This is a genomic window from Parafrankia soli (assembly GCF_001854695.1).
Taxonomy (GTDB): Bacteria; Actinomycetota; Actinomycetes; order Frankiales; family Frankiaceae; genus Parafrankia; species Parafrankia soli.
Genome location: NZ_MAXA01000136.1, coordinates 49,036 through 64,951, shown reverse-complemented (window position 1 = coordinate 64,951; position 15,916 = coordinate 49,036). Strand labels below are relative to the sequence as shown.

General features: G+C 72.6%; 12 protein-coding genes. 8 read left to right on the top strand and 4 right to left on the bottom strand.

Features of this window, described 5'->3' with window-relative positions:
- Positions 1 to 75 precede the first annotated feature (75 nt).
- Together BBK14_RS12995 and BBK14_RS12990 are read right to left on the bottom strand one after the other, a co-directional pair.
- Positions 76 to 933, bottom strand: a complete 858-nt coding sequence (locus tag BBK14_RS12995) for an ABC transporter permease (RefSeq protein ID WP_071062324.1) — start codon at positions 931 to 933, stop codon at positions 76 to 78.
- On the bottom strand, positions 930 to 1,973 hold the full coding sequence (locus BBK14_RS12990; RefSeq protein ID WP_071062322.1) for an ATP-binding cassette domain-containing protein: 1,044 nt from the start codon (positions 1,971 to 1,973) through the stop codon (positions 930 to 932). Before BBK14_RS12990 ends, BBK14_RS12995 begins: the two co-directional genes overlap by 4 nt.
- 144 nt (positions 1,974 to 2,117) lie before the next feature.
- Between BBK14_RS12990 and BBK14_RS12985 the strand changes: the two genes are divergently transcribed.
- Positions 2,118 to 2,969, top strand: coding sequence for a DUF72 domain-containing protein (locus tag BBK14_RS12985; RefSeq protein ID WP_071062320.1), 852 nt, complete (start codon positions 2,118 to 2,120; stop codon positions 2,967 to 2,969).
- Between the two features lie 253 nt (positions 2,970 to 3,222).
- Here BBK14_RS12985 and BBK14_RS12980 read toward each other — a convergent pair whose 3' ends face one another.
- Entirely contained in the window at positions 3,223 to 4,791 is a 1,569-nt protein-coding gene (locus BBK14_RS12980; RefSeq protein WP_083390909.1) for an ABC transporter substrate-binding protein, read from the bottom strand.
- 528 nt (positions 4,792 to 5,319) lie between these two features.
- On the opposite strand from BBK14_RS12980, the gene BBK14_RS12975 reads away from it, so the two are divergent.
- The 6 genes from BBK14_RS12975 (at position 5,320) to BBK14_RS12950 (ending at position 14,428) form a co-directional block, all read left to right on the top strand.
- The gene (locus BBK14_RS12975; RefSeq protein ID WP_071062316.1) at positions 5,320 to 6,177 is read left to right on the top strand and encodes an LLM class F420-dependent oxidoreductase; all 858 of its coding nucleotides are present in this window, start codon (positions 5,320 to 5,322) and stop codon (positions 6,175 to 6,177) included.
- A gap of 64 nt (positions 6,178 to 6,241) precedes the next feature.
- Positions 6,242 to 7,039, top strand: coding sequence for an enoyl-CoA hydratase/isomerase family protein (locus tag BBK14_RS12970; RefSeq protein WP_071062314.1), 798 nt, complete (start codon positions 6,242 to 6,244; stop codon positions 7,037 to 7,039).
- A 364-nt stretch (positions 7,040 to 7,403) separates the two neighbouring features.
- Entirely contained in the window at positions 7,404 to 8,651 is a 1,248-nt protein-coding gene (locus tag BBK14_RS12965; protein WP_071062312.1) for a GGDEF domain-containing protein, read from the top strand.
- A 48-nt stretch (positions 8,652 to 8,699) separates the two neighbouring features.
- Positions 8,700 to 13,679: an FtsK/SpoIIIE domain-containing protein gene (locus BBK14_RS12960; RefSeq protein WP_071062310.1), complete on the top strand. Its 4,980-nt coding sequence runs from the start codon at positions 8,700 to 8,702 to the stop codon at positions 13,677 to 13,679.
- Positions 13,680 to 13,801: 122 nt separating this feature from the next.
- Positions 13,802 to 14,071 carry a hypothetical protein gene (locus tag BBK14_RS12955; RefSeq protein WP_020463714.1) on the top strand — a complete coding sequence of 90 codons (270 nt, stop codon included), beginning with the start codon at positions 13,802 to 13,804 and terminating at the stop codon, positions 14,069 to 14,071.
- Between the two features lie 69 nt (positions 14,072 to 14,140).
- Positions 14,141 to 14,428, top strand: a complete 288-nt coding sequence (locus tag BBK14_RS12950) for a hypothetical protein (RefSeq protein ID WP_071062308.1) — start codon at positions 14,141 to 14,143, stop codon at positions 14,426 to 14,428.
- A 53-nt stretch (positions 14,429 to 14,481) separates the two neighbouring features.
- Here the strand turns inward: BBK14_RS12950 and BBK14_RS12945 are convergent, their stop codons facing one another.
- Entirely contained in the window at positions 14,482 to 15,165 is a 684-nt protein-coding gene (locus BBK14_RS12945) for a hypothetical protein (protein WP_071062306.1), read from the bottom strand.
- A 55-nt stretch (positions 15,166 to 15,220) separates the two neighbouring features.
- On the opposite strand from BBK14_RS12945, the gene rpsD reads away from it, so the two are divergent.
- Positions 15,221 to 15,826 (top strand): 30S ribosomal protein S4, encoded by a 606-nt coding sequence (gene rpsD, locus BBK14_RS12940; RefSeq protein WP_071062304.1) that lies wholly within the window; start codon positions 15,221 to 15,223, stop codon positions 15,824 to 15,826.
- Positions 15,827 to 15,916: the final 90 nt, after the last annotated feature.

The window sequence follows — 15,916 nt, the reverse complement described above, 5'->3', positions numbered from 1 at the left end:
CTGGCCGGGCAGTTGACCGGGCGGGACGCCGACCGGGCGTCGCCCGCCCATCGGGTGAGGGCACCGGATTCCCGGCTAGAGATGCCGCTTGTAGCTGGCCACCGACAGCGGCATGAAGATCACGATCACGGCGAGGCCGGCGAGTAGCGTCCAGCCGACCTGCGCGGTGATCACGCCGTTGTTGGCGAGGTCGCGGGTTCCGGAGACCAGGTGTGACACCGGGTTGATCCTGGTGAAGGACTCCAGCCAGCCCGGCAGCGTGTCCGCCGGCACGAAGGCGTTGGAGAGGAAGGTGAGCGGGAAGAGGATCATCATCGAGATCCCCTGCACGCTGCGGGCGCTGCGAGCCAGCGTGCCGATCCAGGTGAACGCCCACGCGAGCGCCCAGCCGGTGAAGACCGCGAGCAGGACCGCGCCGACCACACCGAGCACCCCGCCGCCCGGCCGGTAGCCGAGAATCAGGCCCATCAGGTAGGTCAGCACCGCCGCGATCAGATAACGGATCAGGTCCGCCATCATCGGCCCGGCGAGCGGCGCGATCCGGGACATCGGCAACGACCGGAACCGGTCGAAGACGCCCTTGTCCATGTCCTCCCGCATCTGCACCCCGGTGGCCATGCAGGTGGTGAGCACGGTCTGGGCGACGATGCCGGGGATCAGCAACGGCAGGTAGCTGTCGACGTCACCGGAGATCGCGCCGCCGAACACGTAGGCGAACATCGCGGTGAACAGCAGCGGCTGCAGCGCCACGTCGAAGAACTGCTCCGGGTTGCGGCGCATCTTCTTCAGCGCCCGCCACGCCATCGCGAAGGTCTGGTTGAAAGTGTCGCCCAGCCCGGGGCGGGCGCGCGTGCGGGCTACGGCGGCGGCCGGGTCGACGGCTGGCGCCGATCGCGGGCGGGCGGCGGACGGTTCGGCTACGAGGGTGTTCATCGGGCCTTCTCCATGACGGGCTTGTCGGGGCTGTTCGTGTCCTGGCCGGGGACGACGCCGGCCGGGCGGGCGGTGCCGGTGCCGGTGCCGGTGCCGGTATCCGTGCCGTGGCCGGTGAGGGCGAGGAAGACCTCGTCGAGGCTGGGCTTCGCGACACTGACCGAGGAGATCGAGACGGCGGCCTCGCGCAGCGCGATCAGCACGTCGGCGGCGCGGTCGGCGACATCGAGCGGGACGTTCATCCGACCCGACTCGGGGGTGGTGACCGGCTCTTCGCCGAGTACCCGGAACACCACCTCGCGGGCGAGCGCCTGGTCGGCGCCGGGGGCGAGCTGAAGCTGCAGGGTCGAATCGCCGACCTGGGTCTTCAGCTCGTCCGGAGTGCCCTCGGCGACCTTGCGGCCCTGGTCGATCACGCAGACCCGGTCGGCGAGCTGGTCGGCCTCGTCCAGGTACTGGGTGGTGAGCAGGACGGTGCAGCCGTCCTCGACGAGGCCGCGGATGGTGTTCCACATCTGGCCTCGGGTGCGCGGGTCGAGCCCGGTGGTCGGCTCGTCGAGGAAGATCAACGGCGGTCGGGTGATGAGGGAGGCGGCGAGGTCGAGGCGGCGGCGCATGCCGCCGGAGAACGCCGAGATCTTCCGCTCGGCGGCGTCCTCCAGGCCGAACTGCTCCAGCAGCCGGCGCGCGGTGGCGCGAGCGTCCGCGGCCTTCAGGCCCTGGAGCCGGCCGAAGAGCCACAGGTTCTCGGTGGCGGAGAGGTCCTCGTCCACCGAGGCGTACTGGCCGGTCACGCCGATGAGCTGGCGGACCCGGTGCGGCTGGGCGGCGACGTCCACACCGAAGATCTCGGCCCGGCCGCCGTCGATCGGCAGCAGCGTGGCCAGCATCTTCAGCATCGTCGTCTTGCCTGCGCCGTTCGGCCCGAGCACGCCGAAGATCTCGCCGTGTCGCACCTCGAGATCGATCCGGTCGACGGCACGGAAATCGCCGAATCTCTTGACCAGGCCATCGGCCCGGACAGCGGGTGTGGCTGTCACGCGTCGTCCTTCCATGGTGCTCAGCAGCTGGGAAGCTGGGACGACGCTAGACAGCGGCGGTATCACCGCCCCTACACCCCGGTTTCACCGACCTTCAGCCGGCCGGCGCGGGCCGGCGCGATCCAGCGACGGAGGGCACGAGACATGCATCTGCACGTGGGGTRCGCGATGTGGAGTCACAAGTCCTGGCAGGGGCGCCTGCTGGCCCATCCGCTGCCGGCCCACGAGCGCCTGCGGCACTATGCCGCCTGGTGTAACGCGGTCGAGGGGAACACCACGTTCTATGCGACCCCGGCCCGGGAGACCGTGGCCACGTGGGCGCGGCAGACCGACCCCGGCTTCCGGTTCGTGGTCAAGCTGCCGAAGGTCATCACGCACGAACGCCACCTCACCGACGTCGACGAGGTGCTTCGCTCGTTCCTGAACGCGATGGAGCCGCTCGGCCCGCGGGCGCACGCCCTCTGGATTCAGCTGCCGGGGGCGTTCGGCCCGGCCGACGTGTCGCTGCTCGCCCGCTTTCTGCGCCGGCTCGACACGTCCCACCGGTACGCGGTGGAGGTCCGCCATCCGGCCTTCTTCGCCGACCCGCGCGCGGCGCGCCTGCTCGAGGACGCACTCGCCACCGTGAGCGCCGAATGGATTCCGTTCGACACCACCGAGTTCTTCCGGAGCCCGCCGACGAGCGACGCCGAACGGGACGCCTGGGCGAAGAAGCCCCGGATGCCGCTCCGGTCACTCGCGCTGACCGACCAGCCGATCGTCCGCTACCTCGGCCGCGACGACTCCGCCCGGACGGTCGAGGGCTGGCGGCACTGGGTTGACACCACCGTCACGTGGCTGCGCGAGGGACGATCACCCACCGTCTTCATCCACACCCCGGACAACGCCGACGCTCCGCTGCTCGCCCGCCGTTTCCACGACGAGGTCCGGGCCCGCGTGCCCAGGCTCGATCCCCTGCCGCAGCCGATACCAGCCGAGCCCCTGACCCTCTTCTGACCGCACGCCAGGAGCAGCACACCGAGCATCGGGGCGGGCATCCGCACTTGCCGCCGGTACCAGACCGCCCAGGATGCCGCCGGTTCGTGCGCGGCGGCGCCCTGCGTGTGGGTGACCGGGTGGAGCCCGTGCCCGGCGAGGACGACGTCCACCCGGCACCGCTGCCCGAGGCCGCCCTGGCGCGCGCCGACGATGATCGACGCGCGCCAGGTGACGGCCGTCAGGCGGTGTACGTTGTGCCGTTGTCAGGCCGTCATGACTGGATCCACAGCTTCTCCGGCAGCAGCGATCCGAGGCCGTACTGCGTGACACCGCCGACGTTCCTGGCCGAGATGGCGCCGAGCGGCCCGCGCGCGAAGAAGATCATCGGGACCACCTCCGTCAGCCGGGCCTGCACGCGGTCGTAGGCCTTCTTCCGCTCCTCCACGGTGGTCGCGGTCCGTCCCGCCAGCAGGCTCTCGTTCAGCTGAGGATCGTCGAGCATGGACAGGTTCGCCGACGAGCCCCCGAGGAGGGTCGTCGGCAGGCGGGGGTCGGGGTCCAGGAACATCGAGGACGTGAGGACCGCGTCGTAGTCGTGCGACGTGCGCAGCGCCGAGAACTCGGCGACCTCTATGACCCGGACCTGGAACTTGACGTTCTTGAACGCGCTCAGCTGGGCCTGGATGTTCTCGGCCATCTTCCGGTTCTCCGACGCCGGAGTGGTGGTGAACGAGAAGGAGACCGGCTTGCCCTCGGCGGCGAGCTCGTCGAAGAGCTTCTGGGCGGTCGCCTTGTCCGTCTTCTGCAACGGCGTGGGCGAGTAGAACGGTGACGAGTCGGTGAACAGCGTGGTGGCCATCCGCGCGCTGCCGTTCCAGACGGCGAGGTTCAGCGCGTCCATGTCCAGCGCCTTCGCGACCGCCTGACGTGCGCGCACGTCGTCGAACGGCGCCCGGCGCGTGTTCAGCGCGGCGACGATACCGCCGCTGGCCGGCAGGAAGTCGACCGGCAGCCCCGCCTCGTCGGCCTTGCCGAGGTTGATCCAGCTCGAGTCGACCGCCAGGTCGGCACCACCGGTGAGCAGCGTGTTGTAGCGCTGGTTGCTGTCCTGTGCCGGGCGCAGGACGAGGGAGTCGAGGTACGGCCTGGGCGCGTCCCAGTAGCGGGGGTTCTTGACCAGCCGCATGTTGTCCTGGCGGGCCCAGTTCTGCAGGGTGAACGGCCCGGCGCCGATCGGGTTCTCGTCGAAGGCCGGCCCGCCCTTCCGCAGGGCCGCCGGCGAGGCGATCCAGTTCAGCGTCGAGGTGACGATGGCCTCGGAGTACTTCGGCACGGGGGTGACCAGGGTGACCCGCAGCGTGACGTCGTCAACCACCTCGGACGAGGCGATCATCGCCGCATCCGCCCGGCTGGCGGAGCCGGTGGCCGGTTCCTTGGTCCGGTCCCAGTTGAACTTCACGGCATCCGCATTCAGCGGGGTACCGTCCGAGAACACCAGCCCCGGCCGCAGCTTCAGCTCGAACGTCTTGCCGTTGTCGGCGGACTCGAACGACTCGGCCATCGAGTAGTGGATCTCACCCGCCTCGTCGTCGGTCATCAGTGTTCCGTACAGGGCGTTCCCGATGAGGGCTCCGCTGGCGTAGACGTTGCCGATGACCGCCGGGTCCATCGTGCGCGGCTCGCTCAGCAGCAGGATCCGCGCTTCGCCACCCGCCACAGGCTCACCCGTGGCCCCCGACGCGGACGTACCGGTATCGCCACCTCCTCCCCCGCAGGCCCCCAGCAGCAGACCCGTACAGCAGACGAGAGCGGTGACGAGTAATCGCGCGCGGTGAATCATCTTCGGCCCCTTCATCGATGTTCATGATCAACGAAATCCGGCAAGATCATGGTTGGGAATGTGCGGCTGGAGCGGCGTCTGTTCGACGACCTGGCTACCGACCTCGCCTACCGGGCCCGTCTGCCGGCCCGGTCACCGGCGCCGCACCTCGGCGCACGCGCGGTCGTGGGACGCGGTCGAGGCGGCGGCCGAGATGGCCACTCGCCGGGTCAGTCACCACGGGTTATATCTTCACCTATTTTTCGTCGGCTCCGCAGCCGCTTCGGCTCGATAGCCATGCCGCTCCCGCTCAGCGGCGGTCCCTGGCGGCACGGCTGCGTGGTAGGCCTTGACCTGTGTCTTTGTCACGGCCGGCTGGATCCGTTCGCGGGACGGCTCCGGCGCGGACGGGTCGCACCCCTACGCCAGCCGCAGCCGCAGCCGCGCCGGACCCAGCGCCACAGATGCCCTCCGATATCGATGCTGGCACCCAGTGCCGCATTGGGCGTAGAGTACCCAAAGCCAGCGGAACGGCGGCGAAAGGACGACATGGAGCTCAGCGGGGTCGGGATCTGGAGCCTGCACCTGCGGTTCGGGGATCCGGCCGAGGCGGCCGACGCCGCCGCGGAGCTCGACGACCTGGGATTCGCCGCGCTCTGGTTCCCCGACGCCGGCGGCCCGGCCTTCGACACCGCCGGACGGCTGCTCGCGGCGACCCGGCGCACCGTCATCGCGACCGGCGTGCTCAACCTGTGGATGCACAGCCCGGAGGAGACCGCGGCCCGGACCGCGTCGCTCACCGCGGAGCACGGCGACCGGTTCCTGCTGGGCATCGGGGTCAGTCACGCCGACGTGGTCGACGCCGGCGAACCAGGCCGCTACCAGCGGCCACTGGCCGCGATGGGTGGCTTCCTCGACACGCTCGACGCCGCGCGGCCATCCGTGCCGTCGACCGGTCGGGTGCTGGCCGCGCTCGGCCCGAAGATGCTCGCGCTCGCCGCGAACCGGGCCCGCGGCATCCACCCGTACCTGGTCACCCCGGAGCACACCCGCCGCGCCCGTGAGGTGCTCGGCGCCGGCCCGCTCGTGCTGCCGGAACAGACAGTGATCCTCTGCGGGATGAGGGAAGAGGCCCGCTCGATCGGGGCCGACTGGCTGCGCAGATACCTCACGCACCCGAACTACGCGAACAACCTGCTCCGACTGGGCTTCTCGGCCGAGGATCTGGCGTCCGTCAGCGACCGGCTGTTCGACGCGGTGGTGGCCTGGGGCGACGAGGAAGCGATCATGCGCAGGGTCAACGAGCACCGCGCCGCCGGCGCCGACCACGTCGCCCTCCAGGTGCTCACCGAAGACGCGCGGGTCCTTCCCCGCGAACAGTGGCGCCGGATCGCCGCCGCCGTGTGATCGCACCGCCGGGCGACGCCCTGGCATGCCATCATCGCGAGCGGCGGCACGAGGGAGGAGCAGCATGACCGATGACCTGGGAGCGGCGGGCCTGCGTTTCGAGCGCGACGGAGCCATCGGCTGGTGTGTGATCGACCGGCCGGCCGCCCGGAACGCCCTGACACCGGCGATGTACTTCGGCATCAAGCGGGCCGTACAGCTGGTCAACACCTCGCCCGACCTGGCCACACTGATCATCACCGGCACCGGTGACGTGTTCGCCCCCGGCGGCGACCTCGGCAGCAGGTCCGAGCCCGGCGACAACCTGCCGCCCGACCTGCGCGGCGAGGACGTCCTGCCGTTCCTCACCATCCGGGACAGCCGGGCGCCGGTGGTGGCCGCCGTCAACGGCATCTGCCAGGCCGGTGGCCTGCTGATCGCCATGATGGCGGACATCGCGGTCGCCAGCGACCAGGCGACGTTCCGGGTCCCCGAGCTGCTGCGGGGGATCCCCGACGCCACCTATGCGGCCGTCCTGCCCGCCCACGTCGGCATCGCGGTGGCCCGTGACCTGCTGTTGTCGGCGCGCCGCTTCGACGCCGCCGAGGCCCAGCGGCTGGGTGTGATCAGCCGGGTCGTGCCGCACGACCAGCTCCGCGAGGCCGCCGTCCAGGCCGCCGGGGAGATTCTGCAGACCGCCCCGGCGGCCCGCATGCATGTCAAGCGCATGCTGAACGAGCGCTATGGGCTCATCGACTACCAGACCATGTTCTGGGCGATGCAGCAGTCGCCCGAGCCACGTGAGGGCATGCGCGCGTTCATGGAGAAGCGGGCGCCTGAATGGGTCCCCGAGCAGTTCGCCGGCGACGGCGGGCGGCGCTGACCTCACACCCGTTCCGCCAGCTGAGAGGTTTGCGGCCCGGGACTTCCAGTGCGCGATACCTGGGCTGCTCCAGATGCCGGGCAGCCCAGGATGCCGCGCGGTTCCAGATGCCGGGCAGACCCGGATAGCTGGGGATATTCGTCGACTTCTTTACAGTCCGACACAAGAATTCGACGCCCGGAACACTACCGAAAAGCATCGGTCGCACTCCACCAGACCCTTTTCCGGACGGGGCGACAGTCCGGCGTCAAGGATCACGGATATCGGTCGGGCCGTCGGCGGTGATCCCGCGCGCGGCTGCCGGAGGAAATGGAGAACCTGGCGCAGCCGCGGCTTCGACGTCCCGAGAGGGGAATCAGAATCGGTGATCACCGACGACGTGGCCGCCGCGGTCCTCGACTCGTTACCGTCACGCATCGCCGTACTGGGACCAGATGGAATGGTGGTGCGGCTCAACGACGCGTGGCGGCGCAGCGCCGCGGCCGGGCTGGCGGTCGTCCCCGTCCGCCCCGGGGCGAGCTGGCTGGCCGCCTGCGAGGCAGCCGGGCGGAGCACGGAACCGCTGCGGACACTGGCCGGGCTGACCCGCCGGATGCTGGACAACCGCCGCGACCAGGTCCGCGTCGAGATCCCGCTGGCCACCCCGCGCGGCGAGCGCTGGCTGGACGTCCGGATCAGGGCGCTCAGCCGCGGCGACGGGCTGGTCGTCGTGGTGGACGACGTCACCGATCGCCATGACCGGGAGGCCGTGCTGCGCCACCGGGCGACTCACGACCCGGTCACGGGGCTCCCGAACCGCTCGGCTCTCCGTGATCTGATCGCCGAGGCGCTGGCCGCGCCGCCGACCGTCGGTTCCGGCCAGATGGCACCCCCCGGGGTAACCAGGAACAGCGGCCGGCGAACGTCATCCGAACGGGCGGGCGTCGCCGGCTTCGAGGCGTGGACGGTACCCGTTCGGACCGGTCGGCCAGACCCGGCGGAGCCGCCGACGGCCGACCGCACAGCGGGGGTCGAGGGAAATGAAGCCGAAGCGACCCTTCCCGGGGCCGGGGCCGCGGGGGTGGAGGCCGAGGGCACCGGGGGCACGGCCGAGGGCACCGGAGTTGCGGTCCTTTTCCTCGATCTCGACGCCTTCGGGCGCGTCAACCAGCGGTTTGGCTACACGGTCGGCGACGGGACGCTGCGCGCGGTCGCGCTCCGGTTCGCCGAGGTACTCGGGCCCGGCGCGGTGCTGGGGCGCTGGGGCGGGGACGAGTTCGTCGTCGTGACGACCGAGGTGACCGGCCACGCGGCGGTGGCACTGGCCGACCGGCTGACCTCCTGCCTCGTCGACCCACTGGTCGTGGACGACCACCGGGTCCGGGTCACGGCCAGCGTCGGGATCGCGTTCGGTGGGGGGCTCCGATCGGGCCATGGCGAGGTCGCGCCGCTCGGCGCCGACCACGCCGCGGGCCTCGGCACCCCACCGGCCCCGGTTCACCGGCCGCTGGACGGCGATGCGCTGGTGAGGATGGCCGGCGAGGAGATCGTGAAGGCGCGCTCCCGGGCCCGCGAGACCCGTCGCGGCCGCAGCCGCCGCCAGAATCGCTCGAAATCAGGCGACTCTTCGTAAGAAGTTACAGAGAGCACACTGTCGACTTCGGCTTGTATCGTGCCCGCCATGTGGATCACCATCGATGTCGCGGGCGTCGCGGACACGTCCCCTCGGGCGCCTGCCCGCGCCTGCCTGGTGCCTGCCGACAGTCGGCGGGCCACCAAGCGGACGGTACTGCTCCGCGCCGACGGGGCAACGCCGCTGGGCGCGATCGCGGCCGCGCTGGCGGAGCACGCGCACGGATCCGAGCGGCGGCCGGGAGGTCGGGGGCGGGGGCGATCGCCCGGAGCGGTGCAGGGCGCCCGCGAGCCCCCGGCGGCGATCCACGTCGATGGCGCGGAGGTCGACCCCGGCCTGCGGCTGGACGCCTCGCCCCTGCGCGACGGCTCCGTTCTCAGGCTCGGTGCGCCGCTCGGAGCACCCCTCGGAGCGCCGCTCGGAGCCGGGCGCAACGAGCCGGTGGGGCTTGTCGAGCTCCGGGTCACCGGTGGTCCCGGCGCCGGCATGGTGCACCGGCTCCTGGCCGGCGAATACAGCCTGGGGTCGGACCCTGCCGGCGGCGTCGTGCTGCGCGGCCATTCCACGCCGCGGCGCGCGTTGTCCCTGCGGGTCGACGTCGACGGCTCCTGCACGATCACCCCCCGTGCGGGGGCGACGGTGTGGATCGACGGGTGCCGCCGCGACGGCCCCGTCTCCTTCCCGGCCGGTGAACGCGGCGGTGCCGGGCCGCGGGTCACCCTGCGCGTCGGCGGGGCGCGGCTGCTGCTGACGGTGCCCGACGAGCCGGACGCCCTGCTCCAGCCGGCTCCGGCCGGGCCGTACCTGGAGATCAGCCGCGAGCCGCGGATGCTGCGTGCCCCGGGCGGTTCCCGGTACCGCCTCCCCACGCCGCCGGTTCCGCCGCGGCCCGCACCGCCCCCGGTGTTGGCAACGCTCCTCCCCGCCGCGGCCGCGACCGGGATGGCGGTACTCCTCCACGCCTACTACCTGCTTCTTTTCGCGGCGCTGGCGCCGCTCTCCCTGGTCGGCTCCTACCTGGCGGCCCGGCGCCAGGCAGCGCGGGAGCACCGGCGTGAGCTGGCGGAGTACCAGCGGATCCGGGCCGAGATCGACCGGGACGCCACCGCCGCGCTCGACCGCGAGGCCGCTGCCCTCCGCCGCGCCCATCCGGACCCGGCGGCGACACTGCTCCGCGCGCTGGGCCCGCGGCGTGGTCTCTGGGAGCGCCGTCCCGAAGACCCTGACTTCCTCCACCTGCGCGTCGGCACGGGCGACCTGCCGGGCGGCGTCGTCCTCGACGACCCCGCCGCGCCGGATCACCGCCGACAGACCCGGTGGCAGCTGCGGGACGTCCCGGTGACGGTGCCGCTGCCCGAGACCGGGGTCCTCGGGGTGGTCGGGGCGGGGGACTTCGCCGGGGTGGTCGGGTCCTGGTTGACGGCGCAGGCCGTGGTGCACCACAGCCCACGGGATCTCGCCGTCCACCTCGTCGTCGGGACCGCGTCCCCGGCGAGCTGGGAGTGGGCGCGGTGGCTGCCGCACTGCCGCCAGCCCGACGGGCCTCCGGGAGCGATCCTCGTCGGGGCGGACGGGCCAGGCCGGGCGCGGCGCGTCGACGAGCTCGCCAGCATGATCGACGCCCGGCTGGCCCGCGCCGGAGGCGGCGGTGCCGCGCAGGTGCCGCGCGATCCCGCGGTGCTGGTCGTCGTCGAGGGCGCGGCGTCGATGCGGGCCGCACTGATCCCGGTGCTGCGCTCCGGGCCCCTCGTCGGCGTCTACGTCGTGTGCCTCGAACGTGATCCGCGGCTGTTGCCGCCCGAATGCCACACGGTCGTCGAACAGGTGCCGGGCGGGATTCGGGTCCGGCGGCAGGGGGCCGAGGGCGTCGACCATGTCTGCCCCGACCTGGTCGCCGGCGAGCCCGCCGGGGGCGGCGATCCGCACCCTGCCGGCGAGCCGACGGGCGGCCCGGGCACGAGCGCCGGCCTGGGCGCGGAGATCTCCGGTCCCGCGGCCGCGGCCTGGTGCGAACAGCTGGCACGCGCGCTGGCACCGGTTCGCGACCCCGGCCCGCGCGAACGCGGACCGGCCTCCGCACGCGCGGAGACCAGACTGCTGGAGCTGCTCGACCTCGACCCGCCGACCGCCCGTGCGCTCGCCCCGCGCTGGATCACGGAGCGGGCCCCGGGGCCGGTCCCCATCGGGGTGTGCCCCGCCGGGCCGGTCAGCCTCGACCTGAGCCGCGACGGGCCGCACGCCCTGGTCGCCGGCACGACCGGATCCGGCAAATCGGAGTTCCTGCAGTCGCTGGTGGCCTCGCTGGCCGTCCGCAACCGGCCGGATGAGATGACCTTCGTCCTCGTCGACTACAAGGGTGGCAGCGCGTTCGGCGACTGCGCCCACCTCCCGCACACCGTCGGTCTGGTGACCGACCTCGATCCGCACCTGGTGCGGCGTGCCCTCGACTCCCTCGCCGCCGAGCTGCGCCGCCGCGAGGCGCTGCTCGCCGATGCCGGGTGCAAGGACATCGACGACTACAGCCGGGCGCCGCGGCCCTCCCACCCGGCGCGGCAACCGCTGCCGCGCCTCGTCGTGGTCATCGACGAGTTCGCCGCCCTCGTCCGCGAGCTGCCGGAGTTCGTCTCCGGGCTCGTCGGGCTCGCCGGGCGGGGCCGGTCGCTGGGGATCCACCTGGTGCTCGCCACCCAGCGGCCGGCGGGCGTCGTCTCGCCGGAGATCATGGCCAACACCAACCTGCGGGTGGCGCTGCGGGTCACCGACCAGGCGGAGAGCATCGACGTGCTGGGCCTGCCGGACGCCGCGCTCATCCCCGGGTCGTCGCCGGGCCAGGCCATCGTGCGGGTCGGCCAGGGCTCCCCGCTGACCTTTCAGACCGGCCGGATCGGTGGGTCCCCGCGCCGCGCCGAGGCACCGGCCGCGGCGCCGATCGTGATCGAGTCGCCCTGGCCGCCACCGGCCGATCTCGCGGACACCGTCGCCCGCGCCGAGAGCATCGCGGCGGGGCCTGGCCACGAGGCCGAGATCGCGGAGCGCGACAGCGAGGAACCGACGGATCTGCGCGCGCTGGCCCGGGCGCTGCGGGAGGCGTCCCGGATCTGCCGTGTCCCGGGGCCGCGGCGGCCGTGGCTGCCCCCGCTGCCCGTCCGGATCACGATCGACGATCTCCCCACGGACGGCTCGCCGGGCTCGGGCCCGGGTGGGCCAGGGCTGCCTCCCGTCCCGCTCGCACTCGCCGACCTGTGCCTGGCCCAGGCCCAGCCCGTCTTCGCGATCGACCTCGAGCACGGGTCCCACCTGATGATCCTCGGGTCCCCGCGTTCCGGCCGTTCCACGGTGTTGCGGACCTTCGCCGGATCGCTCGCCAGGGCGGTGTCCCCCGCCGACGTCCACGTGTACGGGCTGGACTGCGGGAACAACAGCCTCGCGCCGCTGACCGCTCTCCCCCACACCGGAGCCGTCGTCGGCGTCGGCGAGACCGAACGGGTCCACCGCCTGCTCGCCCGGCTGGCGGACGAGGTCACCTGGCGGCAGGAGGTTCTCGCCGCCGGCGGCTTCGCCGATCTGGCCGAAGCCAGGCTCGCCGCCGGGGCTCGCACCATCCCGCGCCACCGCACGGGGGACGAGACCTCGCCCCGTGCGGCGGACGAGACCTACCGCCGCGCGGAGGACGAGGAGTTCCGCCCGCGCCGCCCGCACCGCCCGGGCGGTGCGGGCGGCGCACGGCCAGGGCGGCTGCCCTACCTGGTCCTTCTGCTCGACGGGTACGAGGGATTCCTGGCCTCCTTCGAGAGCTTCGACGGGGCGGCGGCGGTCGACCGCCTGCTGGCACTCGCGCGGGACGGCCCCGCTGTCGGCCTGCGGATCCTGGTCACGACCGACCGCCGCGGTCTCACCGGCCGGCTGCCGTCCACCATGGAGCAACGGCTGGTGCTGCGGATGGCGGAACGCGCCGACTACGGCCTGGCGGGCCTGGCGGGGTCCCGGATCCCCGACGCCCTGCCACCCGGTCGCGGCTTTCTGATCGGAGGGCCGGCCGGCCGCGTGGCACCCGTGTGGCGCGACGCCGCCGGCCCCGTCGAGCTGCAGGTCGCCCTGTTGACCAACGACCCCGCCGGGTCCGCGCAGGCGGGCATGCTGCGCCGGATGGCGGCTCCCGGCGGCCGCCGGGAGCCGAGCGCCGTCGCGAAGGGTGCCCCGGTTTCCTCCGCCAGCCCGTTCCCGCGACCGCACGCAGGCCCCGGGCCAGGTCGGGCCCCGCGCCCGCCGGTTCCGCGCCCGTTCCGGGTGGACGTTCTGCCCTCGCGGATCAGCGCGCGAGAGATCGCGGAGCTGCACCCGACCGGACCGGAGCCGGGCGCCACGGCGGGGCCGGGCCGGCGAGTCCCGGTCATCCTGGGCGTCGGAGGCGACGAGCTGGCACCCGTCGGCATCGACCTCGACTTCGACGGCCCCGGGTTCGTCGTGGCCGGCCCGTCCCGGTCGGGGCGCAGCTCGACGCTGATGAGTATCGGGCGCGGCCTGCTCGGCGTGGGATCACGGCTCGCGGTCGTCTGCCCGCGTCTGTCTCCGCTGCGTGGCCTCATCGGCCCCGCGGTGGTCCAGCTGGTGGAGGGCATGGCGCTGGAGGAGGCCCTCCGGCGGCTCGGTGGCCCCGGTCAGACGGTCGTACTGGTCGACGACGCGGAGCTTGTCTCGCCCACGCCACTCGGCGACGAGCTCGCCGCCTTCCTGCGCGGAGGACACGGCGGCGGGCTGGTGGCCGCCGGCACCACCGAGGATCTCGCCGGCCAGTTCCGCGGCTTTCTGGTCGATGCCCGCCGCTCGAGAAGTGGTCTGCTGCTTTCTCCCGGCGGCCCCGCCGACGGCGACCTGCTCGGCGTCCGGCTGCCGCGAACCGTCTGCGGGCCGGGGCCGCCCGGGCGGGGGCTCCTGGTCCGACGCGGCACGATCACACCCGTCCAGGTAGTCGAACCATCACCAGCAGAAGCGGCGCGACCGCCACCGCACCCAGAAAATCGGAGTTGATGCATCAGTCCGACACCAAAGGTAACATCACGCTGTCGATCGGAGCACATCAGGACCATCTCCCGGACAGCAACCTACTGCCTGTGCATCCGACCCCATGACCCCGGACGGACGGACCACCCATGCGCACTGTCACCACCCCCGCGGCTCAGCACGCGGCCGGCCAGATGACCCAGCGGCTCACGGATCTCCAGACAACGACGGCGAGCCTCGTCGCCCGCGGCAACACCCTGGCCGACCCGACGAACTGGGAGGGCCCGAAGGCGCAGCTGTTCCGCACGCAGATCTGGCCCGAGGTGCAGAACACCCTGTCCGCGCTGCAGACGAACCTCGCCGACCTCGCCCGCACCGTGACCGAGATCAACCAGCGGACCGCGCTGGCCGGTAGCTGACCGCCCCGACCAGCGCTCCCAGGCGCGACCCGAAGAGCCCGACACGCCCCTCTGCCCCAGGAGCATCTGATGACGACAACCTCAGGCGTCACCGTCCGGGCGACGCCACAGGCGTCGACCGCCGTCGACGATCTCGCCGGCATCATCAACGGCCCGATGCTGGCCCACTTCGACAACCTGCGCGCCACCGCCCGGGTCCTCCTGGAGCCGGAGAACTGGGACGGTCGCACCGCCACCGAGTTCCGCACGTCGATCTGGCCGACGTACGAACGCACCCTGACCGACCTGCACACCCAGCTCGACCGGTTGCGCATCCGCCTCGCCGAGATCCAGACCGACATCCAGGCGGCCGGCTGACGAGGTCGTCACCGGGCGCCGCCTGGCTGGGTGGGCGCTGCCGAGCGGGGTCGTCAGAGACCGGCGCCCGAGGGCTCCGTGAGCAGGTTGACGGCGTCGTCGGTGTCCAGTTGCACGCATCCGCCGCGGGTCCGGATCGTGGCCTCGGCGAGCTCGATGTCCAGCAGCACCCAGGAGCCGCCGAGCTCGAACAGGTCCCCGGTCGGATGCCGATCGGCGAGGTGCAACGCCAGGTCGGGGACGGATCGCTCGGCTACCGGCGCGACCCATCCGCCGAAGACGACGGACACCCAGTCGCAGCCGTCCGAACGCACCGGTCCGCACATCTGGAACCGGCAGGCCTGGTCCTGATCCCCCAGGACACGTCCCACCGATGCCGGCGCCAGCAGCACGATACGGGCGGGCGCGCCACCGGCTCCGAACAGATCCAGCGACTCGGAGCCGGTCGGAACGGCGTCGGCGGGTCCCGTCGCCTCGGTGCCGGCCGGAGTGGGACCGGTCGCAGTGGGACCGGCGGAAGCAGGGCCGGCCGCAGTGGGGGCGGCGACGGTCGCGAAGCGGAGGCCGTGCACGACCCATCCACCCCACATGACCAGGCTGCCGTAGGCGGCATCGTGGACCAGCTCACGCGCGGCCAGCACGTGCACCGCCTCGGTGGGTGCGGTGCGCGTGCTGATCGACGGGTGCCCCGCGTCGTGCTGATCGATCATGCCGTCCACCACGTACTCCTCCAGCATCCACTATGGTTAGGTTCGCTTTATTTAAGGTTACCTAACCTAAAGGAGGAGGCCCGTGCGCCACAAGCCCGTGGCCAAGCTGAGCCGGAGCATCGGCCTGCCGCTGACCGACAAGGCGACCAGGTACTTCGAGAACCGGCCCTACCCGCCCGGCCCGCACGGCCGCGGCCGCAAGACCATGTCGCCCTACAAGGAGCGCCTGCGGGAGAAGCAGCGGTTGCGCTTCCAGTACCACATCAGCGAGAAGCAGCTCCGGCGCGCGTTCGACGAGGCCGACCGGGGGGCCGGCCGAACAGGCCACCTGCTGATCGAGGATCTCGAGACCCGCCTGGACGCGGTGGTCCTGCGCGCCGGCTTCGCCAAGACGATCTACCAGGCCCGCCAGTTCGTCAGCCACCGCCACGTCCAGGTGAACGGCAGCCGGGTGGACCGCCCCGGGTACCGCGTCCAGCCAGGTGACGTGGTCACGATCGCGGGGCGCAGCCGTCCCATGGCGCCGTTCCGAATCGTCGCGGAGACCCAGCCGGCGGGGACGGCACCGCCCGCCTACCTCGACGTCGACCGCACCGCGCTGGTGGCCGTGCTCAGCCGGCGGCCGACCCGGCCGGAGATCCCGGTCGTCTGTGACGAACAACTTGTCGTCGAGTACTACGCGCGTTGACAGGATCCGGCCGAGCACGGGTGATCCTCGGCGCTCGGCCTGCTCCGATTTCCCGTCACGGCCGGACGGTGGCGGCGGGCTGGTGGTCGC